The sequence below is a fragment of the Kribbella sindirgiensis genome, from assembly GCF_004331435.1.
GTDB classification, from domain to species: domain Bacteria; phylum Actinomycetota; class Actinomycetes; order Propionibacteriales; family Kribbellaceae; genus Kribbella; species Kribbella sindirgiensis.
Window position 1 is genome coordinate 25,410 of sequence record NZ_SJKA01000012.1, and the last position, 20,529, is coordinate 45,938.

Consider the following 20,529-nt stretch of genomic DNA (forward strand, 5'->3'; position numbering starts at 1 on the left):
CGTTGATTCAGGAGTCCCAGATCGGGCCGAGCGCTGGAATGCCCAGGCGCTCCAGGCCATGGACGACGGACCAGGTGAGCTTCCGGTTCGACACGCAGATCACCGCCTCCGCACCGGATTCCTCGTACGCCGAATAGGCGAGCTTCACCATGTCCGGTTTGCCGTTCGCGTCGGTGTCCCAGATCAACGCGTCCGGTTGGGCGGACAAGATCTCGTCGACCAGTTCCTGTCCGTACGTCTTGACCGGGTCGCGCGTCACCCAAACCAGTCTGTGCGGCACGCGAGCCGCCAGAACGTGCGCGAGCACCGGCCCGATCCCGCTACCGGTCACCAGATAGACGACACGGCGGAACACCGTCCCGTAGTTCACCATACCCGCAGTCGCGACACCCCGGACCCAGACGTGCGTCGGTGGATTGTCGATGAAGTCACTCGTCCAGTCGCCGGCGCGCGACACAGTCATCCGGAATCCGGGTGCACCCGGCGTCGGGATCACGGCGAAGCTGTGCCATTGCTGCAAGGGATGACGTGCGATCGCACGGGCCGAGCCGGCCATCGGCCGACTGCGACCGGCCCGTACGAGCGCGACGTGGGACGACGGCCGTACGACGTCGATCGGGATGCGCCGCAGCATCAACCACGGCACGAGCGAGCTGATCGTGGTGAGCATCAGGACCCACACGGTCGGCGTACCGGCGAGTGCCTCGAGAAGTGGTGCTGTACCTCGCCGCTCGTCCGCGAGCAGGACCGCGCCGATCCAGAACAGTACGGACAATCCCCAGCCGCCGAAGCGGTGGACGCGCTCGAACAGGTCGTGCCGCTTGGCGCGCGCACTGGGCCGGGCAGTGATCACGATGGCCAGCAGCACGAGCGCTTGCAGGTAGTACACCAGCAGCAGCGTCGAGCCGACCCGACCGGTGGCGACGACAGTCAGCGCCAGGAACCACAAGGTGCCGCAGGCTGCACCACCCACGTGCAGTCCGCCCAGGTGATAACCCTTCGCCAACGCCCACCGAAGCCGCAGCGGCCACGACTTCGGCGCCTTCATCACGCACCGGGAAAGCCAGTTCACGACGAACTGCTGGCGCACCAGAATTCCCACCGTGAAATTCACCTGCGCGACCAGCGCGAGCACGGCGACGTCGTTCCACCAATGACCGCGCAGTGCGCACAGCACATTCGCCATCAGTACGAGCAGCGCCAGCCGATTGCTCTGCATCAGCCGCGGATGCTTGAGGATCCGCCTCCGCCACGGCAGCGGCGCCGGCAACAGGACGTCCGGCAGCATCGGATCACAACGAACCGCACTCATGAATTCCCCCCGAATTTTGGTACCACCCCTGGTAATGCAGGCTGAGACGCCCGGGCGCACCCATTCGGTTGATCCACAACGCGGTGTTGCAACAAAACTTCAACAAATGCCCGATCGGGCCATGCGCGCACTGGGCCGGACGATCGGCTTCCGGCCCACTGGCGTCACATCAGCTGCAGGGGCCGACCTCGGACCACTGCGCGGTCAACCCAGGTTCGGAACCTTGGGTCCACCAGTTCACCGGCCAGAGCTTGCTCTTGTGCTTGGCCCGCTGGCCTTCCAGGTAAACCGTTCCCCAGTTCCACGCGACCGCGTCGACATAGTCCGCCGACGGCGGCGAGGTAGGCGGCGTCGGTGGGGGAGACAACCTCGTTCTTCGCGCAGTACGCCCGGTGGTTCCGGTTCCTGCACGACCGCTGGACGGCGTGGGAGCGTGCTGAACGGTCCGACGTGCGCGAGTTTGTGGAGCTGTTGCGTGAGGCACCGGTTCCGCAGCGGCCGAATCGCCGTCCGGAGGCGTCGCCGCCGGGGTCGGTGAATCCGCTGAGCGTTCTGTTCGGCTTCTACGAGTGGGCCTGTGCGTCGGGGCTCGGGCAGCTGATGAACCCTGTGCCCGCCCAGCGGAGCCGCGCGACGGGCGGACCGAACGCCCACCAAACCCGATGGACAGCTTCGCAGTCCATCGGCAAGCAACGTACCGACAGAAGACACCGCGGCCGGTGTGGCGGGCGTTCCTGACGATGCAGCTGACGCGCTATTCGGCGCAATCCGCAGCTGCTCGGCCTGTGTCACGGCACGACCTTGGTGCGGGGGCGAACACGATCACGGTGGTCAGCAAGGGTAGCCGTTTGCGGGAGACGATCCCGGCGAGTGTGGATTCGTTCGTGTGGCTGGTGCTGTCTCTGCAACGGGAACGCCGCGCTGGGGTCGAACTGGACGCTGCACGATCTGCGGCACACGGCGGCGGCGCGGTTGCTGGCGGATCCGGCGTTCACACTGTTCGACGTGCAGACGATCCTTCGCCATGCCGGCGTCTCGACCACGCAGCTGGAGCATCATGCACGGCCGCGGCACAGCGCGACCGGCACTCGGCAAGCTCACCAGGATCTCTTGTTTGATGCCTGAGCGCCCCATCGAGCGGTATCCGGACACCCTCCAGGCACTCGACGTAGGTTGCATTGCTGGTTGCCAGGCGGAGATCCGCCCGGCGCCGCCGATCCCGGTGGTCTCGCGGCGAGGGTCGAGTGATCCGCTACTGGGCCCATGCCGCGATCCGTTCCGCCATCGCCTCGGGGGCCTCGATGTGCAGGAAGTGGCCGACGTCGGGGACGACCTCCATCGCGTGCGGGGCGGCGAACCGATGTCGGTCGTCGACCTGCGGGGGGAGGAAGCAGCCGTCGTCGGCACCGTAAAGCTGCAGCAGGGGCACCGCGATCGGCTGAGACAGGCGGCGCGTCGCCCCGAGCATGCCGGGTCGCAGCATCGCACGGTAGTACTTCAAAGGCGCGGGCATGCTCGCCCGCAGGTGCTCGTGCAGCTCCGCCTGGAGAGCTGGATCGAGCGAGAGGCTGGGCGACCACTGACGCCAGAGGCGGTCGATGAAGGCGAGATCGCGGGCGGTGGCAATCCAGCCGCTTCCCGGCAGTTGGAACAGCCCCATGTACCAGATCCGGCGTAGCTGAGCGAGGCGCGGCCGGCTCAGGAGGGTGATTGGGTGGGGGACCGCGAGCGTGACCGCGCGTTCGATCCGCTCCGGCGCGGTGGCGCAGGCATCGTAGGTGATCAGGGCGCCCCAGTCGTGGCCGATCAACTCCACGGCTCGCCCGGGAGACCAGCGGTCGATCAGTGCGAGTACGTCGCTGGTGAGGGATGCGAAGTCGAACGGGCCCGCGGTCGGGGACGGCGCGTAACCGCGAAGCCAGGGTGCGACAACCCGACGTCCGCGGCGGCCGAGCTCGGCGAGGAAGGGCTTCGCGGTTGGCGGATGGTCCGGGAAGCCGTGCAGGACGAGCGTCGGTTGACCATTGGGATCACCACCCTGCAGCGCGTGAAAGGTGCCGTGTGGCAGGTCGAAGGTGACGTGTTCGAATTCCATGGGTGTCAGCCGGCCAGTCGGTTGAGCTTGCGGATTTGTCTGTCGAAGGCGCGCGAGGGCACGATCCGGCGCAGGAGGCTGACGCGTGCGGCCATCGAGCCGGCGGTGTATCGCAGCTTGGGCTTGGAATCGGTGGAGGCCGCAACGATCACCTTCGCGACAACGTCCGGTGCGTCGGCGTTGCGCACGGCCGTGGCCAGCACGTCGCGGGAGACCTCCCGCTGTGCGGCGTAGACCGGCAGGGGTGAGTCAGGTGCCATGCTGCTCGCCTCGAAACTCGTGCTTGTGTAGGCCGGCTCGACCAGCAGCACCCGGACGCCGTGCTCGCGAAGCTCGTGGTCGACGGACTCGGAGTAGCCCTCGACCGCGTGCTTGGTGGCGGCGTAGACGGCCATGAAGGGGGCTGGGATCAGACCGAGTACCGAGGCGACGTTGACCACGCGGCCACTGCGCTGCGCGCGCATGTGGGGCAGTACCGCGTTTGTCATCCGCATCAGACCGAAGACATTGATGTCGAAGACCTCCTTGGCCTGGTTGATCGAGCTCTCCTCGCCGGCGCCGACCGCGCCCACGCCTGCGTTGTTGACCAGGACGTCGATCCGGCCGAACCGCTCGATCACCTCCTCGACCAGGGAACGGACCGACTCGTCGCTGGCCACGTCGAGATCGAGGAACGTCACGCCGGCGAGCGGCTCGGCGTTCGCCGCGTTGCGGCTCGTGCCGACCACCGCGAAACCGGCGCCCACGAGGGCGAGCGCTGCCGCGCGCCCGATCCCGGACGAGGCGCCCGTCACAAGGGCTACTGGGGAAGCTGTCTGCATGTTGGTTCCTTCGGTTGTGGGCATGACTTTGTCGTGTGCTGTGCGGGTCGCCTGTGCTCGGGGTTCGTCGTCTGCTCCGGGGCGCTCAGTGGTCAGGAGCAGACGCCAGTTCGCGCAGGCGCGTGTTGTTCTGCAGCGCCCACCGCACGGTCCGCGGTGGGCGCCCGAGCAGGGTCTCCAGTTGGTCGGTGACCACGTCGTACCGCCCGCCGGCGATCAGCCTGGTCTGGATCTTCAGGTGCTCAGCCACGTGCCGGGCCGTAGCCGGGTCGCCCAGGGCCTCCTGCAGGACGGTCTCGTCAATGAAGGCCTCGTTCCAGGCCTCCACTTCCTCAGGAATGTAGGCGACCTGGCGTCCCAGCGTGGCTGCGTAGTCGTCAGCGAACCCGTACATGTCTTTCAGCTCCGGGCCGGTGAGCTCGTAGGACTTCGAGATGTGCGGAGCGGGGTCGACCAGCGTCTTCACGCACACCTCTGCCAGGTCGTGAACCGCGATGGGCGCGAGCCGCTGGTTGCCGAAGGGCAGGCGCAGTTCACCGTTGCGCAGCGGGCCCAGCAGCATCCAGGTCAGATGGGGGTTCTCGGCGAACAGGGTCGCACGCACGTTGATGGTCGGGAGGCCGGACCAGTCCAGCACCCGCTCGCAGACCCAGTGCGCCCGCTGCTGCGGTGACCAGTCCGTGACCAGTCCGCCGAGCCAGGAACGCCGCTCCTCATCCGGTGCGGTCATCTTCTCGAGCGTCATGTACGACTGCTCGTAGTTGGACAGGTGCACGAAGGCCTCGATGTCGCCCTGGGCTCGCGCCGCCGTGGCCATCAAGGTGAGAGCATCGGCGTAGTACGGCTGCGGGCTCATGCTGAAGAAGATGCGCCGGACACCCTTCAGCGCGGCAGCCACGTCCACGAGTTTGAGCAGGTCGCCGACGAAGACCTCGGCCCCGGCCTCGCGTAGCGACTGCGCGCGCCCGTCGTCCCGCCGCACGAACGCGCGCACCGGGTGGCCCTGCTCGAGCAGCATGTCGACCATCACCCTGCTCACGCCACCGACTTGGCCGCCGGCGCCGGTGATCAGAATGGGATTGCGTTCCGTCATTGGGGTGTTCTCCATCTGGTTGGGGTGGGTCGGCCGTTCAGGAAGCCGAGGACTCCGCACGCGCACAGCCGCCCGTTCGACATTGCGGGTCAGGTGCGCGCTGGCGTCGTCTGCAGGAACAGGTCGAGCAGCGCCAGCAGCGTCTCGGGAGCGTCCTCGGTCGGGAAGTGCCCGGCGCTGGGGATCTCGACCACGGGGGCATCGGGGTAGGCCAGACGGAACGACTGGATCACGTACTCGGGCAGCAGCGCGGTGTCCCGCATCCCGACCGCCAGCATCGACGGCACGGCTCGCAGCGCGGCGACGGCTTCCATGGGCGGCGGGCCGGGCGGCGGGCCCTGCGGGCCCTCGAGGGCCTGCCGGGGGAAGGCGATGACACCGCGGCACTCCGCCGGGGTCGGGAAGGGGCTGGAGTACGCGCGGATCCAGGTCGGTGTGGCGATCTCCGGTCGGGCGACACGCTGCAGGTCGATCATCAGGTGGGCGATGGTGTGACCCGCGTTTCCGAGGATCTGCTCGAACGAACCGTCCGAGAGCGCCGACTGGGCCCACTGGAACCACCGGCTCTCGGCGCCGTTGGCCTTCATGAGAGGGGCGATTTCGTCTGCGAGGGGCATCACCGTGTTCGTGGCGAAGATCCGGGAGATCCGGTCGGGGCGACGCAGCGCGAACCCGGTGCCGATGGGGCCGCCCCAGTCACGGAGAACCAGAGTGATGTCGGTGAGGTCGAGCGTGTCGACGAGCAGCGATTCGAGATTGAGGATGTGTTCGCTCGCGTCGTACGTGCGGTCCTGCGGTGTCTCGCTCTTACCGAAGCCCATGTGGTCGGGAACGATCACGCGATGGTGACGTGACAGTGGCCCGATCAGGTGGCGCCACTCGTAGCCCCACGTGGGCTCGCCGTGCAGCATGACGATCGTCTGATCGGGCCGTTCTGGGCCCTCGTCGACGTAGTGCTGGCGGAAGCCGGCCGCCTCGGTGAAGCGGGCGGGATACGGCCACGTGCCGTCGAACGTCTCTTCAGCAGCAATCATGGGATCTCGTGCCTTCCGGGGAGTGGGTGGTTTCGAGCCGTCGCGTTCAGAAATCAGATGTCGGACTCGGCGATCCCCTGGAGGGCCGCGTCGGTGTCCGCGATGGCCAGCATCTTGTTGATGTCGGCGCCTGCCAGTGCGCCGGCCGCTGCGGAGGCCCCGACCTGGGCGACCAGATCGGTGACGTTGCCGGCCACCCACACCCCCGGTACGTCGGTGGTGCCGGCCATGCCGGAGGCGAAACCGCGGCCCTTCGGCAGGTCGAGCACCGGCAGGCTCAGACCTTCCAGGCCCTGGGTGCGGGCCTGCAGCTGCGCGAGGACCGCGAGGACGCGGCGGGCCACGACCTGGCCGTCGGCCAGGCGCACCCCGGCGAGGGCACCGTTCTCGTCGTTGACGACCTCGGTGACCGGGGTGTCGATGATGCGGATGCCGCGGGCGGCGAAGCGGGCGCGGTTGGCCTCGTCCAGGTCGGTGCCGTGGGTGAAGTAGGTCAGGTCCTCGGTCAGCTGACGGTACAGAAACGCGTGGTCGATGGAGACCGGGCCGGTGGCGAGGACACCGATGGGCTCATCGCGCACCTCCCAGCCGTGGCAGTACGGGCAGTGCACCACGCTGTGCCCCCAGTGCTCGGCGAGCCCGGGCACCTCCGGCAGCACATCCGTCAGGCCGGTGGCCACCAGGATGCGGCGAGCGGTGATGCTGCGGCCGTCGGCCAGGGTGACGGTGAACCGCAGATCCCCGTCCGGCGACGGGGCGGCAGGCTTCGCCGAGACCACTTCGCCCTGGACGACGCGTCCGCCGTACTGGCGCACCTCCTCCCGGCCCCGCCGAAGGATCTCCGACGGCGGGGTGCCGTCCAGGGCGAGGAGGCCGTGCACAGCCTCCGCGGGCGCGTTGCGCGGGGCGCCGCTGTCGATCACGACGACCGAGCGGCGGGAGCGGGCGAGGATCAGTGCACCGTTCAGCCCCGCGGCGCCCCCGCCGATCACCACTGCGTCGACGGTCCCCTCGGCCAGTGCGTCGCTCGCGTACGGAGAAGTCGTCACAGCCGTGGCCTCCTGCCTTTCCTTGTCAGTCATGGTTCGGTCAACCCTTCGAGTTCTGGTGGTTGGAGGGCCCTGCCCGGCGAGTTCAGAATGGTTGTGTACTGAACTGTCAGAAACGTAGATGGTTCTGTACTGAATTGTCAAATACGGCAGGTCGGCCCTACCTTCTATGTATGGCGAGACCACGAAGCTTCGACCGCGACCACGTCCTCCATGCCGCCGAGCGGCAGTTCCGCACCACGGGCTACAACGGCACAAGCGTCGACGACATCAGCGCCGCCACCGGCCTCGGCCGCGGCAGTCTCTATGCCACGTTCGACGGCAAGCACGGCGTGCTGCTGCAGGCGATGGCCGGGTACTTCGCCCGGCTGGGGCAGGGTGCGCCGCAGGTGCTCGCCGGACCGGACGAGGGCGCTCTGGAACGACTGCACGGGTACTTGCTCCGGGCCGTCCACGGGGTGCCACTCGCCGCCGATGTACCCCCCGCCCCGGACCGGACGACGGCGACCTGCTTCGCCGCCAAGATGGCCATGGAAATCGGCGCCTCCGACCCCGAGGTGCAACGCCTGGCCAACGACTGCTTCTCCGTGGTCGCAACTGCGGTGGCCGAGTGTGTGCGAGCGGCGCAGCGCAACGGCGACATCGACCCCGACGCGGATCCCGACGACCTCGCGTACCTGCTGGTCACCATCATCCGCGGGACCGATGTCGTAGGCGCGTACGGCCACAGTCCCGCCCGCCTGACCTCGATTGCAGAAAGCGCGTTCGCCTTGCTGCCTCGCCCACGCCACCGCTGAGAACGGCGCGCCGTCAGCCAGGCGAAGGAGACCCATGAGCAGTATCCCGGTTCCCGACGAGATGACCCACTACTCGTCGCGACAACGGGACGAGGTCGACGAGCTGTCATGGCCGGTCTTGAGTGAGCACCTTCTGAGCCTGCTCCGATCGGGCGGTGAGGAGCTGCGCCCCGAACCCGGCGAGGTGTTGTGGGACGCCGGCGACCCGTACGACCTGTACCTCGTGCTCGCAGGAGAGCTGCTCCTGGTCGATCGTCGGGAGGACCGGGTCGTCTTCGTCGTGGAGCAAGGCGACTTCGTGGGCGAGCTGGGCATGTTCATGGGCCAGCGATCCTTCTTCCAGGGTGTCGCCAAGGAGGGGACCGTGGTTCTCAAGGTGCCCATCGAGGAGCTGCGGCGGCTCGTGGAGATCTCGGCCGAGCTGAGCGACGTCGTGCTGTCCGCACTCGACGCCCGACGGCTCTACCTGACGAGGATGGGCGAGGGCGGCCTCGTCCTCGCTGGAGACGACGACCGTGATCTGCACCGGCTCCAGGATTTCGCTGGACGCAACCGGCTCCCCTACCGGACCGTGCTGCGCTCGGACCCCACGGCGTGGACCGAGCTGGCGAAGACGACGGCGTTGCCCGCGTCGGGTACGGCCGTGGTCGCCGGCGACCAAAGGGTGATGACCGCGCCGACCACGCGCGATCTCGCCAGCGCGCTCGGGATCGACTTTTGGGGCATTGCCGACAACACTCGATGCGACATGCTCGTGATCGGCGCCGGACCAGCGGGCCTGGCGGCCGCGGTCTTCGGGGCATCCGAGGGCCTCGACGTGGTTGTCGTGGAAGACGTTGCTATCGGGGGGCAAGCGGGGAGCTCCTCGCGGATCGAGAACTATCTCGGCTTTCCACGAGGCGTGTCCGGGACCGAGCTGGCGCGGGCAGCGATGATGCAGGCCGTCAAGTTCGGAACCCGGCTGGTCTCGCCCCGATCCGTCACGGGATTGACCCAGACGGCTTCAGGCTTCCGCGTCCGCCTCGACGACAAGCACGACATCGACGCGAGCGCCGTGATCATTGCCAGCGGGGCTCACTATCGACGTCTGGACGTGCCCGGGCTGGCCGACCTCGAGGGGCGGGGCGTCTACTACGCGGCGAGCGACCTTGAGGCCAAGGTCGTCTCGGGCCGGAACGCCGTGGTTGTCGGGGGTGCCAACTCGGCCGGACAAGCCGCTCTGTTCCTGACACGGCACGCCGCTCACGTCCACATCCTGATCCGGCGGGACGATCTGCGAGAGACGATGTCGGCCTACCTCGCGCAGCGTCTGACTCACCATGAGCGCGTCACCGTCCACCCCCGTGCGGAGCTCTCCGCGGTCAGTGGAGCGACGCGGCTGACAGGTTTGACGTGGCGAGACCACGCCCACGAGGCCACTGTCCGACTCGACGCCGCCGGTCTCTTTTTGATGATCGGCGCGAATCCACGCACCAACTGGCTGCATGGAGCAGGTGTGGAGCTCGACGGCAAGGGCTTCGTCGTGACGCGGGAGGGGTTCAATGCGTCGTTGCCCGGGTTGTTCGCCGTGGGCGACGTACGCGCCGGATCGGTCAAACGAGTTGCCTCGGCCGTCGGCGAAGGCTCAGTGGTGGTCTCTGCTGTCCACGCCCACCTCGCCGACGCGAGTCGGGGCTGACATCACAAGCATCGCGCGCCTGCCGGCATCGCGGGCTCCACGATCGCCGGCACAACGAACTGTCAGACGGTGAACGTGCGCAGCAATTGATCTCGCACGACCGTGGCAGGGTTGTGCGGCCCGGTGTTGGATCGGGTCGCGAGATAGAGCGTGTTGAGCGGCGGCAGTTCAGGATCGGACAGCGCGACCAGCTCACCGGCGGCGAGGTGCCGCTCGCACAGGTACGTCGGCAGCACGCTCGCGCCCGCACCGGCGATGACCGCGGCCAGCACTCCGCGGAGGTCGGGGACGACGAGGTCAGCGGTCCGGGTCAGGCGGGTGTTGAAGACGGTCCGCCAGTAGCGCCGGATGATCGGCGCCTCTTCGGCGTATGCGATCAGGGGGATGTTGCGGAGCGGCTCCGGTGAGCTGGTCGGTGTACCGGCGGACCAGTGGGGTGTGGCCACGAGGGCGAAGGTCTCGTCGTAGAAGGGGGTTGCGCGAACTCCGGCGCGGCGTGGCCTGGTGGAGCTGATGACCAGGTCGAGGCTGTGGTTGGCGAGTCGGTCCAGCAGATCGTCCGGCAGTCCGAACGTCGCGCGGAGCTGGAGCCCGTCCGCGAGGCGATCGGCGAGTGACGGCAGAACCAGCGTGCAGAGGAAGTCGGACGGGCCGCCGAGGTGGACGGTGGCGGACGTCGGTGCTTCGAGTTCGTCGAGCATCAGCCCGTCCAAGGCGTCGATCGGGTCGGCGACCCGGCGGGCGAGTTCGTCGCCGGCGCCGGTCGGCCGGACGCCGCGGGCGAGCCGGTCGAACAGTGGGCGGTTGAGCGCGGTCTCGAGTGTCTTCAGCTGAGTGGTCACGGTCGGCTGGGAGAGACCGAGCTGCTCGGCACCGCCGGTGATCGACCCGGACCGGTGCACGGCCAGGAACGTCCGCAGCAACTCGAGGGAAGGTCTCATATCAGAAATCCTATGCCAACAGCCATGAAAGGCTATTGGTTCCCAATGCCTGCAGGACCGCATCATGAAGGCATGACACGCGTACTGATTGCTCTCACCAGCCACGCCGAGCTTGGCGACACCGGCCGGGCCACCGGCTTCTATGCGTCCGAAGCGGCCGAGCCGTGGGCGGTCTTCACGGCCGCCGGATTCGACGTCGGCCTGGTCTCCGTTGCCGGTGGCCGTCCGCCGGTCGACGGGCTGGACGAGAACGACCCGATCCAGCAGAAGTTCCTCGCTTCCGTCGACCTCGACCACACCCCGGCCGCGGCCGATCTCGATGCCTCGCCGTACGCCGCGATCTTCTTCGCCGGCGGCCACGGGACCGTCTGGGACTTCCCGAACGACAAGGCGCTGGCGTCGCTTGCCGCAGGCATCTATGAGAACGGCGGTGTGGTCGCGGCGGTCTGCCACGGCCCGTCCGCGCTGGTCAACCTGCGCTTGTTCGACGGCAGCTACCTTGTCGACGGCAAGAATGTCGCCGCGTTCACCAACGCCGAGGAGGCGGCGGTCGGACTGACTGACGTGGTCCCGTTCCTGCTCGCCGACGCACTGACCGCTCGCGGTGCGATCCACCACGCGGGCGACAACTTCACCTCGCAGACCATCACCGATGGCCGTCTCGTCACCGGCCAGAACCCCCAGTCCGCCAACGCCACAGCAGAGGCGGTCGTGGCGGTACTCACCGCCCGCTGACCGATGTCAGTGGACTGTCGCCGGCCGAGATCCGGTCGTTCTCGTTCCATGACCCGAGCAAGCTGCCGGCAGCACCGATCGAGGATGGGCCGAGTCCCGACGTACGGGCGCACCGGCCACCTTCCACAGCTCGAGACCCCTGAGGAGCTGATTGTTGCTCTTCGGGTAGGTTAGGCTTGCCTAACTTATTGGAGTGATGATGAGGGATCTCCGCCTTGCCGTGATCGGTGCGGGACCGGCCGGCATCTATGCGGCCGACATAGTGACGCAGGAACACCCGGGTGCGCACGTCGATCTGATCGAGCGACTGCCCGCGCCGTTCGAGCTCGTGCGGTACGGCGTCGCGCCGGACCATCCGCGGATCAAAGAGATCGTCAAGGCGCTGCAGCGGGTCGTCCGCCGGGACCGGATCAGGTTCGTCGGCAACGTCTCGTACGGCGTCGACCTGAAGCTCGACGATCTGCGCCGGTACTACGACGCGGTCGTGTTCGCGACCGGTGCGATGGCCGACCGCCCCCTCGACATCCCGGGGATCGACCTTCCGGGGAGCTACGGCGCGGCCGACTTCGTGAGCTGGTACGCCGGGCATCCCGACGTACCGCGGGACTGGCCGCTCGAGGCCCGTGAGGTCGCGGTGATCGGGGCCGGGAACGTCGCGCTCGACATCGCCCGGATGCTGGCGAAGCCGGCCGACGAACAGCTCGGCACCGAGATCGCCGACAACGTCTATCAGGGGCTGAAGCTCAACCAGGCGACCGACGTCCACGTGTTCGCCCGGCGGGGTCCGGCGCAGATCAAGTTCACGCCGATGGAGCTGCGCGAGCTGTCGCACTCCCCGGCGGTGGACGTGATCGTGCACCCCGAGGGATTCGAGATCGACGAGGCGAGCCAGGCCGCGATCAACGCGAGCAAGGGCACCCGGCTGGTCGTCGACACGTTGCTCAAGTACGTCGAGGCCGAGCCGACGGGTGCCCCGCACCGGATCCACATCCACCTCTGCCACGCACCGGTCGAGGTCCTCGGCGACGGGCGGGTCGAGGGCCTGCGGACCGAGGTGACGCAGCTGCAGGGGGACGGCACGGTCAAGGGCACGGGGGAGTACGTCGACACACCCGTGCAGGCCGTGTACCGCGCGGTCGGGTACCTCTCGTCGCATCTGCCGGAGATCCCGTTCGATCACCACGCCGGCGTGATCACGAACGACCGGGGCCGGGTCCTCGATCTGGACGGCGTACCGCTGCCCGGTCTGTATGTCACGGGCTGGGTCAAGCGCGGCCCGATCGGCCTGATCGGCCATACCAAGTCCGATGCGGCGGAGACGATCGCAAGTCTGCTCGCGGACCTCGACACGCTGCCGCAGCCCGAGATCCGTGACCCACAAGGGATCCTGGAACACCTCACGGCCCGCGGCGCGACCGTCATCGACTCCAACGGCTGGTCCCGCTTGGACGCCCATGAGATCGCCCTCGGCGCGGCAGCCGGCCGAGAACGGATCAAGATCGTCCCCCGCGAGGACATGATCAGCGTCGCCAACGGCTGACATCTCTCGACCTATTGCACCCCGCCCCGTGGCTGTGAACAGGTCATAACTTGTTCACAGCCACCGCAACGCAGGCCCTCGCCCCGTACCTGGTGCTGTCAGCGGGTGACGCGGTCGACGCGGCGGCCGGTGCGGTCGAAGAGGTGGATCTGGGACGTGTCGAGGGCGAGGTGAACGCGCGTCCCGCGGGCCAGTTCGGTGTCGACCGGGAGTTCGACGACCAGGTCGGCGCGGCGGTGGCTGGCGCCGTGGATCTCGGGCGGGGGAGGGGCCGGCTTTTCGAGCCCTAATCGGGAACGGACCCTGGTCAGGAACGACGGGACCGGGTCGGCTTCATGGGACGCGTGCGTGGGCGCCACCTGGCCGATCTTGTCGGGATCGACGACCTCGATCCCGCACTGGACGAACGCGATCGACTGCTGGCCGTGGAACTCGAACGCCCGGATCGTGCCGCTCAGCTGGTTCGGTGCGTCCTGGGTCGTGATCAGGCTGAACGCGCTCGACCGGGCGCCGACGATCACCTCGGCGCCGTCGTGGTGCCGCAGGATCAGCGACCGGCGATCGGTGGGGTCGAGGCCGATCGACTGGCTGCCGAGGTCGAGGGCGACCCGGTGGTGGGCGGTGACGCGGACGGTCGCGGCCATCAGGTTGATCCGCGGCGTCCCGAGAAAGCCGGCCACGAACGCGGTCGCGGGATCGTTGTACACCTGCGTCGGCGTACCGACGTCCTCGATCCGGCCGTCGCGCATCACCGCGATCCGGTCGGCCAGGGTCAGCGCCTCGACCTGGTCGTGCGTCACGTAGAGCGTGGTCACGTTCAGGTCCCTGGTCATCGCGCCGATCTCCTGGCGGAGCTCGGTGCGCATCGTGGCGTCGAGGTTCGACAGCGGTTCGTCGAGCAGGAACACCTGCGGCCGCCGGACCAGCGCCCGGCCAATCGCGACCCGCTGCCGCTGACCGCCCGACAACGTCCGCGGCATCCGGTCGAGCACCGATTCGAGGCTGAGGATCTGCGCGAGTCCGGCCGCGGTGGACCCGGCCCGGGCGTCGTCCTGCCCGGCGATCTGGAGCGGGAACATGATGTTCTCCTGCACCGTCCGGTTCGGATACAGCGCGCCGGTCTGGAAGACCATCGCGACCCCTCGCTCGCGCGGCGCGAGCCGGGTGCCGAGGGTCCGCCCGAACCAGACCTCGCCGGAGGTCACGCGTTCGAGCCCCGCGATCATCCGCAGCAGCGTCGTCTTCCCGCACCCGGACGGCCCGAGCAGCACCATGAACTCGCCGTCGTCGACCTGCAGCGACAACTCGTCCACGGCCAGGTGTTCACCCTCGAACACCTTGGACACCGCGTCGAGCCGGATCGCCGTCATGTAGGCCTTATACGGGAAGTTCCGGTTCACCGGCAAGCGCTGGGTACCTTGCGAACTGATTGCAGCCGGTACGATCCAAGACTCAACTGTTGCTTAGGGCAATCAATCGGCCGTTGACAACGACGGTGACGAGGTCGCCGATGGTGCCGTCCGGGGAGCTGGTCACCTGGACCAGATCGGCTCGGGCGCCGACTTCCAGGCGGCCGCGGTCGTGCAGGCCGAGCAGGTCGGCGGGGGTCGTGGTGGCCATCGCGACGGCGGTTTCGAGGGGGAGTCCGCCCGGACCGGTGGCCCAGCGGAGACAGTCGAGGAGGGAGGCGCCGCTCCCGGCGAGGTACGGCGTACCTTGCAGGCGGAGGCTTCCGTCGGAGGCGACGGTGACCGCGCCGCCGACCGCGGTCCGGTAGTCGCCGGGCGCGCATCCGGCCAGTGCGGCCGCGTCGCTGGTGAGGACGCAGCGCGCCGGGCCCTTGGCGCGGACCAGGGCGGCGAAGGTGTCGGCGGGAAGATGATGGCCGTCGGCAATCAGCCCCGCGGTCAGCGTGTCGTCCGCGAGCTGGGGCCAGATCGGGTTGTGGTGCCGGTCGATCTGAGCGGGCAGCCCGTTACCCAGATGGGTCGAGAGCCGTCCGCCGGCGGCCGCGAAGGCGTGCACGTCGGCGGCGGTCGCCAGCGAATGCCCGACCGATGGGAGTACGCCGTTCGCTGCGAGGTGGCGGGTGAAGTCGATGGCTCCGTGGCGTTCGGGGGCCAGGGTCATGATCGCGATCGCGCCGTCGGCCGCGGCCTGCCAGCGGTCGAACTCGTCCGGGTCCGGGTCCCGGATCACGGCCGGGTCGTGCGCACCGCGGGCACCCTCCGCGGACGAGATGTACGGACCCTCCAGGTGCAAGCCCGGTACGCCGTACGCCACGTCGGGATCGGTGGCGCGCGCGGCGGCGGCTCGCTTGACGAGCGTGGTCGTGGTCGCGTTGTCGGCGGAGATGATCGTCGGGTAGACCGTGGTCACCCCTTGGCCCCACAGTGCGCGGACGAGATCAGGTAGTTCGCTCGCCGCGCGGGACGGGTCGTTGACGTCGAGGCCGCCGTACCCGTTGAGCTGGATGTCGACGAGGCCTGGGAGCAGCAGTAGGTCCGGTGCCGACGGGTCGTCGGTGATCTCCTCGATGCCGTCCACCGAGTACCGCACCCGCACACCGCGGCCGGCGGCGGTACGACCTTCCAGGACCTCACTCATCAGTTGTGGCCTTTCCTCGGCGTCAGGTGCAGTTGATCACGCCGTTAGGTCGTTCGGCGGATTGGGTATTGGTCGGAGGTGGCTCGCGCATGGCTCATGGCTGGTACGGCGCTCTCCTTGGTGGCGGCGTGCGGAGGGCCGGCTACGGGCGGACCTCCGGCCACGGCGCCTCCAACGACTGTCACCCAGACTCCGACCGGTCCGCAGATGGGAGTCGTGCCCAACGTGGTTGGCCTGAACCATCAGCTGGCGCAGGACACCATGCAGGCAGCGGGGTTCTACTACCTGACCGAAGAGGACGCCACAGGTCAGGGGCGCCTGCTGGTCAACGACCGGAACTGGGTTGTCGTGTCGCAGGAGCCTGCGGGTGGGACGAAGGCCGCACCGGAGACCAAGATCGTTCTGCGCTCCAAGAAGATCGGCGAGTAGCTCAGCGGGCGATCGCCGTACGGAGCTGGCGGCGTGAGGTGATGCCGAGTTTCGCGAACGTCTTGCGCAGATGCCACTCGACGGTTCGCGGGCTGATGAAGAGCTGGGCGGCGATCTCCGGGTTGGTCAGGCCGTCGCGGGCCAGGCCGGCGATCTGGGCCTCCTGCGCGGTCAGGTCGTTGGTCGTCTCAGGGGTGCGTTTGCGGACGGTCTCGCCGGTGGCCAGCAGTTCGCGGCGGGCGCGTTCGGCGAAGGCTTCGGCGCCCATCGCAGCCAGTTGCTCGTGGGCGGTGCGGAGGTGCGCGCGGGCGTCCTGACGCCGGCCTTCGCGGCGCAGCCATTCGCCGTACAGCAGCTCGCCGCGGGCCGACTCGATCCGGAGACCGGTCCGGTTCAGGTGGTCGATCGACGCGCGGTACGCGTCCTCGTCGTCGCCGAGCAGCGCTCGCGCCCGGGCCTCCATCCCACGGCCCCAGTCCGACGGCGTCGCGGCGACGCGCGCGTTCAGCCAGGCCAGGGCCGTCTCGACCAGCTTGGTGTCGCCGGTTCGTGAAGCGGCCTCGGCCAGTTCGCCGATCACGAGTACGCCGTACGCGACGACGTCCTGCTCGAACACCTGCAGCGCCGCGTCCCGGGCCGTCTCGTAGTGGCCGAGGCCGTTGTTCAGCAGCGCGCTCGTGTACGTCGCGATCGCGGTCATCCGGCCCTGGTCCTGAGCGCGCGCCTCGCGGATCATCGCGTCGATCAGGGTCGTCGCCTCGGACTCGTTCCCGCGGAGCGCGGCCAGCTGCATCGCGCCGATCCCGAGCACCCGGTTCCCGGTCGCGGCCGCGATCCGGCGCTCTTCCTCGACGTACGCCGTCGCGGCCGCGAGGTCGCCTGTCATCGACACCACGTTGGCCCGGAAGTTCAGCGCCCATTGCAGCTGGACGAGCGCACCGCCGGCGCGGGCGATCCGGTCGTGACGTGCAGCGAGTTCGAGTGCCGCGTCGAGGTCCCACACGTCGATCGCGACGATGCCGCTGGCCCGGTTGCCTGCCAGCCACAACCAGCCGCGGACGTCCTCGGCCTCGCTCCCGCTCTGCCGCGCCTGGTCGACAGCTTTGACGAGCTGTGTCGCCGCGGCGGCGTACCCGTGGGTGAAGCGGAGTGCGAGCGCTTGCAGCAGCAGGTCGCCCGGCGGGTCCGACGGCGCCGGCGCGGGTGCGGCGGACGCGGCCTCAGCGAGGATCCCCGGTGTGTCCGGGCCGCTCGCCCAGATCGCGGCCGACATCGCCTCCAGGTACGCGACGCGCGCCTGTTCGTGGTCGAGCGGATCCAGCTGCTTCGCGGCGACGACCAGCGTTCGGGCCGCCTCGGTCGCATGTCCGCGGTCGAAGGCGATCTCGCCGCGCAGGCGCAGTACCTCGGCCTCCCGTACGGCGTTCGCGGGGCCGGCGACCGCGCCGAGCAGGTCCAGGGCGGCGTCGAGTGCACCGGCACTGCGCTTCGCGGTCGCGGCGGCGAGTACGCGGTCGGCTCGGAGGCCCGGGTCGATGGTCAGCGCGGCCGAGCGCTCGAGGAACATGCCGGCCGCGAAGAATCCGCCTCGTGCTTGGGCGCGCTGCGCGGACCGTTCGAGTTCGGCGGCGACGCCCTCGTCCGGGGTGACGGTCGCCTGCGCGCGATGCCAGGCCCGGCGGTCCGGGTCGGTCTCGGGATCGGTGGCGTCTGCGAGGGCCCGGTGCACGGCCAGCCGTTGCTGCGGCGTGGCCGTCCGGTACGCCGCTGAGCGCACCAGCGGGTGCCGGAACCGGATCTGCCGGCCGAACGTGATCAGCCCCGACTCGATCGCGCCGGCGGCCGGGTCCGCACCGAGCCCCAGTTGCTCGGCTGCCCGCCACAGGAGCGTCGGGTCGCCGAGTGGTTCGGCGGCTGCGGTCAGCAGGAGCAGCCGGGTGTCGGGTTGCAGCGTCTCGAGGCGCCGTACGAAACCGTCCTCGAGCTTGCTCGTCAGGGTGTCCGCGGTGAGGCCGTCGGCCAGCTCGGCTGCGGTCCACGCGCGGGGGAGCTCCAGCAGGGCGAGCGGGTTGCCGCGGGTCTCGGCCACGATCCGGTCGCGCACCCGGGGGTCGATCGGTCCGGGCAGTACCGAGTCCAGCAGGGCGCGGGCGTCGCTGTCGTCGAGGCCGCGGACCTCGAGTTCGGTGAGGCCGGTGAACGCGTGCTCGATGCCGTCGCGGACCGCGAGGACCATCACCACCGACTCGGCCGCGAGCCTGCGGGTGACGAACGCGAGGATCCGGGCGGACATCAGGTCCAGCCACTGCGCATCGTCGACCACGCACAGCACGGGCCGCTCGCCCGCCGCGTCGGCGAGCAGGTTGAGGACCGCGAGGCCGATCAGGAACTTGTCCGGGGCCGGGCCGCTCACGAGGCCGAACGCCGTACCGAGCGCTTCCCGCTGCGGCGCCGGCAGCCGGTCGAGGTGTTCCAGGAACGGCCGGCACAACGGGTGCAGACCGGCGTACGCGAGTTCCATCTCGGACTCGACGCCGGCGGTTCGGGTGACCCGGCAACCGTCGGCTCCCGCGACCAGCGCGTCCAGCAGGGCCGACTTGCCAACCCCTGCCTCGCCCGTCAGCAGCAAGACCTGACTGCGCCCAGCCTTCGCGTCCCTGACCAGCCCACTCAGTACCTCGGTCTCGCGCTGCCGGCCCCTGAGCTCTCTCCCCACGCCGGTCAGCCTATCCGGGGCGGTTACCGCGCGGCCGGAGGCGGTTCGGTGAGTGTGCGGAGGCTGTTGAGCGTGTCCATGGTCGTCAGTGCGGCCCGATACCACTTGACGCTGTGCTGGAAGACGGACTGGAAAAGGTTGCTGATCACCGAGAAGCGGAAATCCCAGGCGCAGAGGTCCCAGGAGTAGTCCGGTGCGTTCAGGGCCTTCCAGTAGTACCGGAGCAGGTCCTCGGCGTCGGGCTGTCTGGCGGGGAGGGCGCTGAGGGCGTAGGCCAGGTCGTGCGGGCCGAGGCCCGGCTTCAGTTCGGACCAGTCGATCACCTTCGGGCGCGGATCGTGATCGGTGAAGAAGATGTTCCCGAGGACGTGGAAGTCGCCGTGGACGAGCGTGAGGTGTTCACCGGCCGCGACGCGCGCGCGAAACTGACGCTCCCAAGCTGGGAGGACCGTGTCCAGAACCGCGCGTTCGGACGGGCTCAGTTCGGAGGTCTCGGCGAAGAAGACGTTTGCCTCGGCGCGTACGGCGGCGGCGTGGTGCGCGATCACCTCCGGCGGCCACGCCTGCGCGGAGCTCGTCACCGACGCCCCCAGGGCCGGGACGTCGGCCACGTCGTTCCAGAACAGTGCATGCAGCGAGGCGAGTACGTCGACGGCTCCGCGTAACTGGTCATCCGTCACGTCGGCACCGACCACGCGGTACCCGGCCGCAGTCAGGTCCTCGGTCAGCAGCAGTACGGCGTCACCCGAGTCGTGCACTCCGAGGACTTCGGGAGCGGGATGGTCCCACCGCGGTGCGAGCTGTTCGAAGATCTGCACTTCCCGGCGAGCCGCCGCGGCATCCGTACCGCGTGCCAGCTTGGCGATGACTGTGACGTCGGGCGCGCCGGAACGTCGTACCAGCAAACGGGCGACCGTCGCGGTCGATGCCTCGAACAGCTCGAGCACTTCGACTGCGCTCACCGGCGTACCGAGGGCGGCGCTCACATCACTGGTGGTGAAGGACAAGGGGTTCATGTGTCGAGCAGTCGGAGCGCCTGCGTGATCGACGCGGCGACCGGCGCACCGGTGGCCTGCAGCGCCTGCAGGGTCATCGCGCCGGTGGTGACGAGCACACAGTGCGCACCAGCCCCCTGCGCGGCCTCGGCGTCGTCGACGACGTCGCCGATCAGTACGACGTCGGCCGGGTCCAACTGCTGCGCCTCCAGGTGACGGACCAGGCTGTCGGCCTTCGAGCCGCCGCCCACCTCGCCGGGTAGCCCGTCGACCCGGGTGAAGTGCTGCGTGAGGCCGTAGTGCTCCACCGTGGGCGTGAGCCGCGAGTGGAACCACATCGACAGCAGCGACTGTGTGCGCCCGCTCGTGGTGCAGGACCGCAGGACGTCGTGTGCATCGGCGGCGAGCTCACAGGTGTGCAGGAGCGCGTCGTACCGGTCGTGGTAGAGCTTGTCGACCTGTGCCCACTCTTCCTCGTCGAGCGCGCGTCGCAGGATCTGCTCGTACGAGAGCCGCATCGGTCGCGCGTACGCCGCCTGCCACTCACCCCAGGTCAGCTCCGCGCGCCCGAAGCCGGCACAAACTGCGTTGACGGCGGCCAGCACGGCGTGATTGTCATTGAGCAGCGTCCCGTTCCAGTCCCACACCACATGCTTCACCCGGGCAACTCTAACGATCGGAAGGTAA

General features: G+C 69.0%; 19 protein-coding genes. 7 read left to right on the forward strand and 12 right to left on the reverse strand.

Annotated elements, in window-relative coordinates; genetic code table 11:
* Nucleotides 1-7 precede the first annotated feature (7 nt).
* Nucleotides 8-1,312: a ferredoxin reductase domain-containing protein gene (locus E0H50_RS29085; protein ID WP_238151332.1), complete on the reverse strand. Its 1,305-nt coding sequence runs from the start codon at nucleotides 1,310-1,312 to the stop codon at nucleotides 8-10.
* Between the two features lie 354 nt (nucleotides 1,313-1,666).
* Here E0H50_RS29085 and E0H50_RS43545 point away from each other — a divergent pair, with 354 nt between their 5' ends.
* Together E0H50_RS43545 and E0H50_RS43550 are read left to right on the forward strand one after the other, a co-directional pair.
* The gene (locus tag E0H50_RS43545; RefSeq protein WP_202868377.1) at nucleotides 1,667-2,050 is read left to right on the forward strand and encodes a hypothetical protein; all 384 of its coding nucleotides are present in this window, start codon (nucleotides 1,667-1,669) and stop codon (nucleotides 2,048-2,050) included.
* A 132-nt stretch (nucleotides 2,051-2,182) separates the two neighbouring features.
* Nucleotides 2,183-2,437, forward strand: coding sequence for a site-specific integrase (locus tag E0H50_RS43550; protein ID WP_202868378.1), 255 nt, complete (start codon nucleotides 2,183-2,185; stop codon nucleotides 2,435-2,437).
* Between the two features lie 127 nt (nucleotides 2,438-2,564).
* Here E0H50_RS43550 and E0H50_RS29100 read toward each other — a convergent pair whose 3' ends face one another.
* The 5 genes from E0H50_RS29100 to E0H50_RS29120 all read right to left on the reverse strand — a co-directional run bounded on the left by E0H50_RS29100 (nucleotide 2,565) and on the right by E0H50_RS29120 (nucleotide 7,404).
* Complete coding sequence (locus tag E0H50_RS29100) at nucleotides 2,565-3,407, reverse strand: alpha/beta fold hydrolase (RefSeq protein WP_131293733.1); 843 nt, start codon at nucleotides 3,405-3,407, stop codon at nucleotides 2,565-2,567.
* A gap of 5 nt (nucleotides 3,408-3,412) precedes the next feature.
* Nucleotides 3,413-4,228: an oxidoreductase gene (locus E0H50_RS29105; RefSeq protein WP_131293734.1), complete on the reverse strand. Its 816-nt coding sequence runs from the start codon at nucleotides 4,226-4,228 to the stop codon at nucleotides 3,413-3,415.
* 85 nt (nucleotides 4,229-4,313) lie between these two features.
* Entirely contained in the window at nucleotides 4,314-5,321 is a 1,008-nt protein-coding gene (locus tag E0H50_RS29110) for an NAD(P)H-binding protein (protein ID WP_202868379.1), read from the reverse strand.
* Between the two features lie 89 nt (nucleotides 5,322-5,410).
* Nucleotides 5,411-6,355 carry an alpha/beta fold hydrolase gene (locus tag E0H50_RS29115; RefSeq protein WP_131293735.1) on the reverse strand — a complete coding sequence of 315 codons (945 nt, stop codon included), beginning with the start codon at nucleotides 6,353-6,355 and terminating at the stop codon, nucleotides 5,411-5,413.
* Nucleotides 6,356-6,408: 53 nt separating this feature from the next.
* Nucleotides 6,409-7,404 carry an NAD(P)/FAD-dependent oxidoreductase gene (locus tag E0H50_RS29120; RefSeq protein ID WP_238151334.1) on the reverse strand — a complete coding sequence of 332 codons (996 nt, stop codon included), beginning with the start codon at nucleotides 7,402-7,404 and terminating at the stop codon, nucleotides 6,409-6,411.
* A gap of 173 nt (nucleotides 7,405-7,577) precedes the next feature.
* On the opposite strand from E0H50_RS29120, the gene E0H50_RS29125 reads away from it, so the two are divergent.
* Both E0H50_RS29125 and E0H50_RS29130 read left to right on the forward strand, forming a co-directional pair.
* Nucleotides 7,578-8,201, forward strand: coding sequence for a TetR/AcrR family transcriptional regulator (locus E0H50_RS29125; RefSeq protein ID WP_131293737.1), 624 nt, complete (start codon nucleotides 7,578-7,580; stop codon nucleotides 8,199-8,201).
* A gap of 34 nt (nucleotides 8,202-8,235) precedes the next feature.
* Nucleotides 8,236-9,879 carry an FAD-dependent oxidoreductase gene (locus E0H50_RS29130; protein ID WP_131293738.1) on the forward strand — a complete coding sequence of 548 codons (1,644 nt, stop codon included), beginning with the start codon at nucleotides 8,236-8,238 and terminating at the stop codon, nucleotides 9,877-9,879.
* A gap of 62 nt (nucleotides 9,880-9,941) precedes the next feature.
* Here the strand turns inward: E0H50_RS29130 and E0H50_RS29135 are convergent, their stop codons facing one another.
* Entirely contained in the window at nucleotides 9,942-10,820 is an 879-nt protein-coding gene (locus tag E0H50_RS29135) for a LysR family transcriptional regulator (RefSeq protein ID WP_131293739.1), read from the reverse strand.
* Nucleotides 10,821-10,892: 72 nt separating this feature from the next.
* On the opposite strand from E0H50_RS29135, the gene E0H50_RS29140 reads away from it, so the two are divergent.
* Both E0H50_RS29140 and E0H50_RS29150 read left to right on the forward strand, forming a co-directional pair.
* Nucleotides 10,893-11,555 (forward strand): type 1 glutamine amidotransferase domain-containing protein, encoded by a 663-nt coding sequence (locus E0H50_RS29140; RefSeq protein WP_131293740.1) that lies wholly within the window; start codon nucleotides 10,893-10,895, stop codon nucleotides 11,553-11,555.
* Nucleotides 11,556-11,754: 199 nt separating this feature from the next.
* A complete protein-coding gene (locus E0H50_RS29150) occupies nucleotides 11,755-13,095 on the forward strand; it encodes an FAD-dependent oxidoreductase (protein ID WP_131293741.1) in 1,341 nt (446 codons plus the stop codon).
* A 98-nt stretch (nucleotides 13,096-13,193) separates the two neighbouring features.
* Here the strand turns inward: E0H50_RS29150 and E0H50_RS29155 are convergent, their stop codons facing one another.
* Both E0H50_RS29155 and E0H50_RS29160 read right to left on the reverse strand, forming a co-directional pair.
* Nucleotides 13,194-14,465 carry an ABC transporter ATP-binding protein gene (locus tag E0H50_RS29155; RefSeq protein ID WP_131293742.1) on the reverse strand — a complete coding sequence of 424 codons (1,272 nt, stop codon included), beginning with the start codon at nucleotides 14,463-14,465 and terminating at the stop codon, nucleotides 13,194-13,196.
* An 82-nt stretch (nucleotides 14,466-14,547) separates the two neighbouring features.
* Complete coding sequence (locus E0H50_RS29160; protein WP_131293743.1) at nucleotides 14,548-15,702, reverse strand: N-acetylglucosamine-6-phosphate deacetylase; 1,155 nt, start codon at nucleotides 15,700-15,702, stop codon at nucleotides 14,548-14,550.
* A gap of 216 nt (nucleotides 15,703-15,918) precedes the next feature.
* Here E0H50_RS29160 and E0H50_RS43555 point away from each other — a divergent pair, with 216 nt between their 5' ends.
* Nucleotides 15,919-16,131 carry a PASTA domain-containing protein gene (locus E0H50_RS43555; protein WP_238151335.1) on the forward strand — a complete coding sequence of 71 codons (213 nt, stop codon included), beginning with the start codon at nucleotides 15,919-15,921 and terminating at the stop codon, nucleotides 16,129-16,131.
* 1 nt (nucleotide 16,132) lies between these two features.
* On the opposite strand, the gene E0H50_RS29170 is transcribed toward E0H50_RS43555, so the two are convergent.
* Genes E0H50_RS29170 through E0H50_RS29180 form a run of 3 tightly spaced genes read right to left on the reverse strand, consistent with a single transcriptional unit; the run spans nucleotide 16,133 to nucleotide 20,501 of the window.
* The gene (locus E0H50_RS29170; protein ID WP_202868381.1) at nucleotides 16,133-18,847 is read right to left on the reverse strand and encodes an ATP-binding protein; all 2,715 of its coding nucleotides are present in this window, start codon (nucleotides 18,845-18,847) and stop codon (nucleotides 16,133-16,135) included.
* Between the two features lie 23 nt (nucleotides 18,848-18,870).
* Entirely contained in the window at nucleotides 18,871-19,863 is a 993-nt protein-coding gene (locus E0H50_RS29175) for a phosphotransferase family protein (RefSeq protein ID WP_131293745.1), read from the reverse strand.
* Nucleotides 19,860-20,501 (reverse strand): HAD family hydrolase, encoded by a 642-nt coding sequence (locus tag E0H50_RS29180; protein WP_131293746.1) that lies wholly within the window; start codon nucleotides 20,499-20,501, stop codon nucleotides 19,860-19,862. The genes E0H50_RS29175 and E0H50_RS29180 overlap by 4 nt, the downstream gene beginning before the upstream one ends.
* Nucleotides 20,502-20,529 lie beyond the last annotated feature (28 nt).

Coding starts and splice junctions, on each gene's coding strand:
- E0H50_RS29085 (WP_238151332.1), bottom strand. CDS start 1,312: ATGAGTGCGGTTCGTTGTGATCCGATGCTGCCGGACGTCCTGTTGCCG.
- E0H50_RS29140 (WP_131293740.1), top strand. CDS start 10,893: ATGACACGCGTACTGATTGCTCTCACCAGCCACGCCGAGCTTGGCGAC.
- E0H50_RS29160 (WP_131293743.1), bottom strand. CDS start 15,702: ATGAGTGAGGTCCTGGAAGGTCGTACCGCCGCCGGCCGCGGTGTGCGG.
- E0H50_RS29100 (WP_131293733.1), bottom strand. CDS start 3,407: ATGGAATTCGAACACGTCACCTTCGACCTGCCACACGGCACCTTTCAC.
- E0H50_RS29155 (WP_131293742.1), bottom strand. CDS start 14,465: ATGACGGCGATCCGGCTCGACGCGGTGTCCAAGGTGTTCGAGGGTGAA.
- E0H50_RS29125 (WP_131293737.1), top strand. CDS start 7,578: ATGGCGAGACCACGAAGCTTCGACCGCGACCACGTCCTCCATGCCGCC.
- E0H50_RS29130 (WP_131293738.1), top strand. CDS start 8,236: ATGAGCAGTATCCCGGTTCCCGACGAGATGACCCACTACTCGTCGCGA.
- E0H50_RS29105 (WP_131293734.1), bottom strand. CDS start 4,228: ATGCAGACAGCTTCCCCAGTAGCCCTTGTGACGGGCGCCTCGTCCGGG.
- E0H50_RS29110 (WP_202868379.1), bottom strand. CDS start 5,321: ATGACGGAACGCAATCCCATTCTGATCACCGGCGCCGGCGGCCAAGTC.
- E0H50_RS29115 (WP_131293735.1), bottom strand. CDS start 6,355: ATGATTGCTGCTGAAGAGACGTTCGACGGCACGTGGCCGTATCCCGCC.
- E0H50_RS29175 (WP_131293745.1), bottom strand. CDS start 19,863: ATGAACCCCTTGTCCTTCACCACCAGTGATGTGAGCGCCGCCCTCGGT.
- E0H50_RS29135 (WP_131293739.1), bottom strand. CDS start 10,820: ATGAGACCTTCCCTCGAGTTGCTGCGGACGTTCCTGGCCGTGCACCGG.
- E0H50_RS29150 (WP_131293741.1), top strand. CDS start 11,755: ATGAGGGATCTCCGCCTTGCCGTGATCGGTGCGGGACCGGCCGGCATC.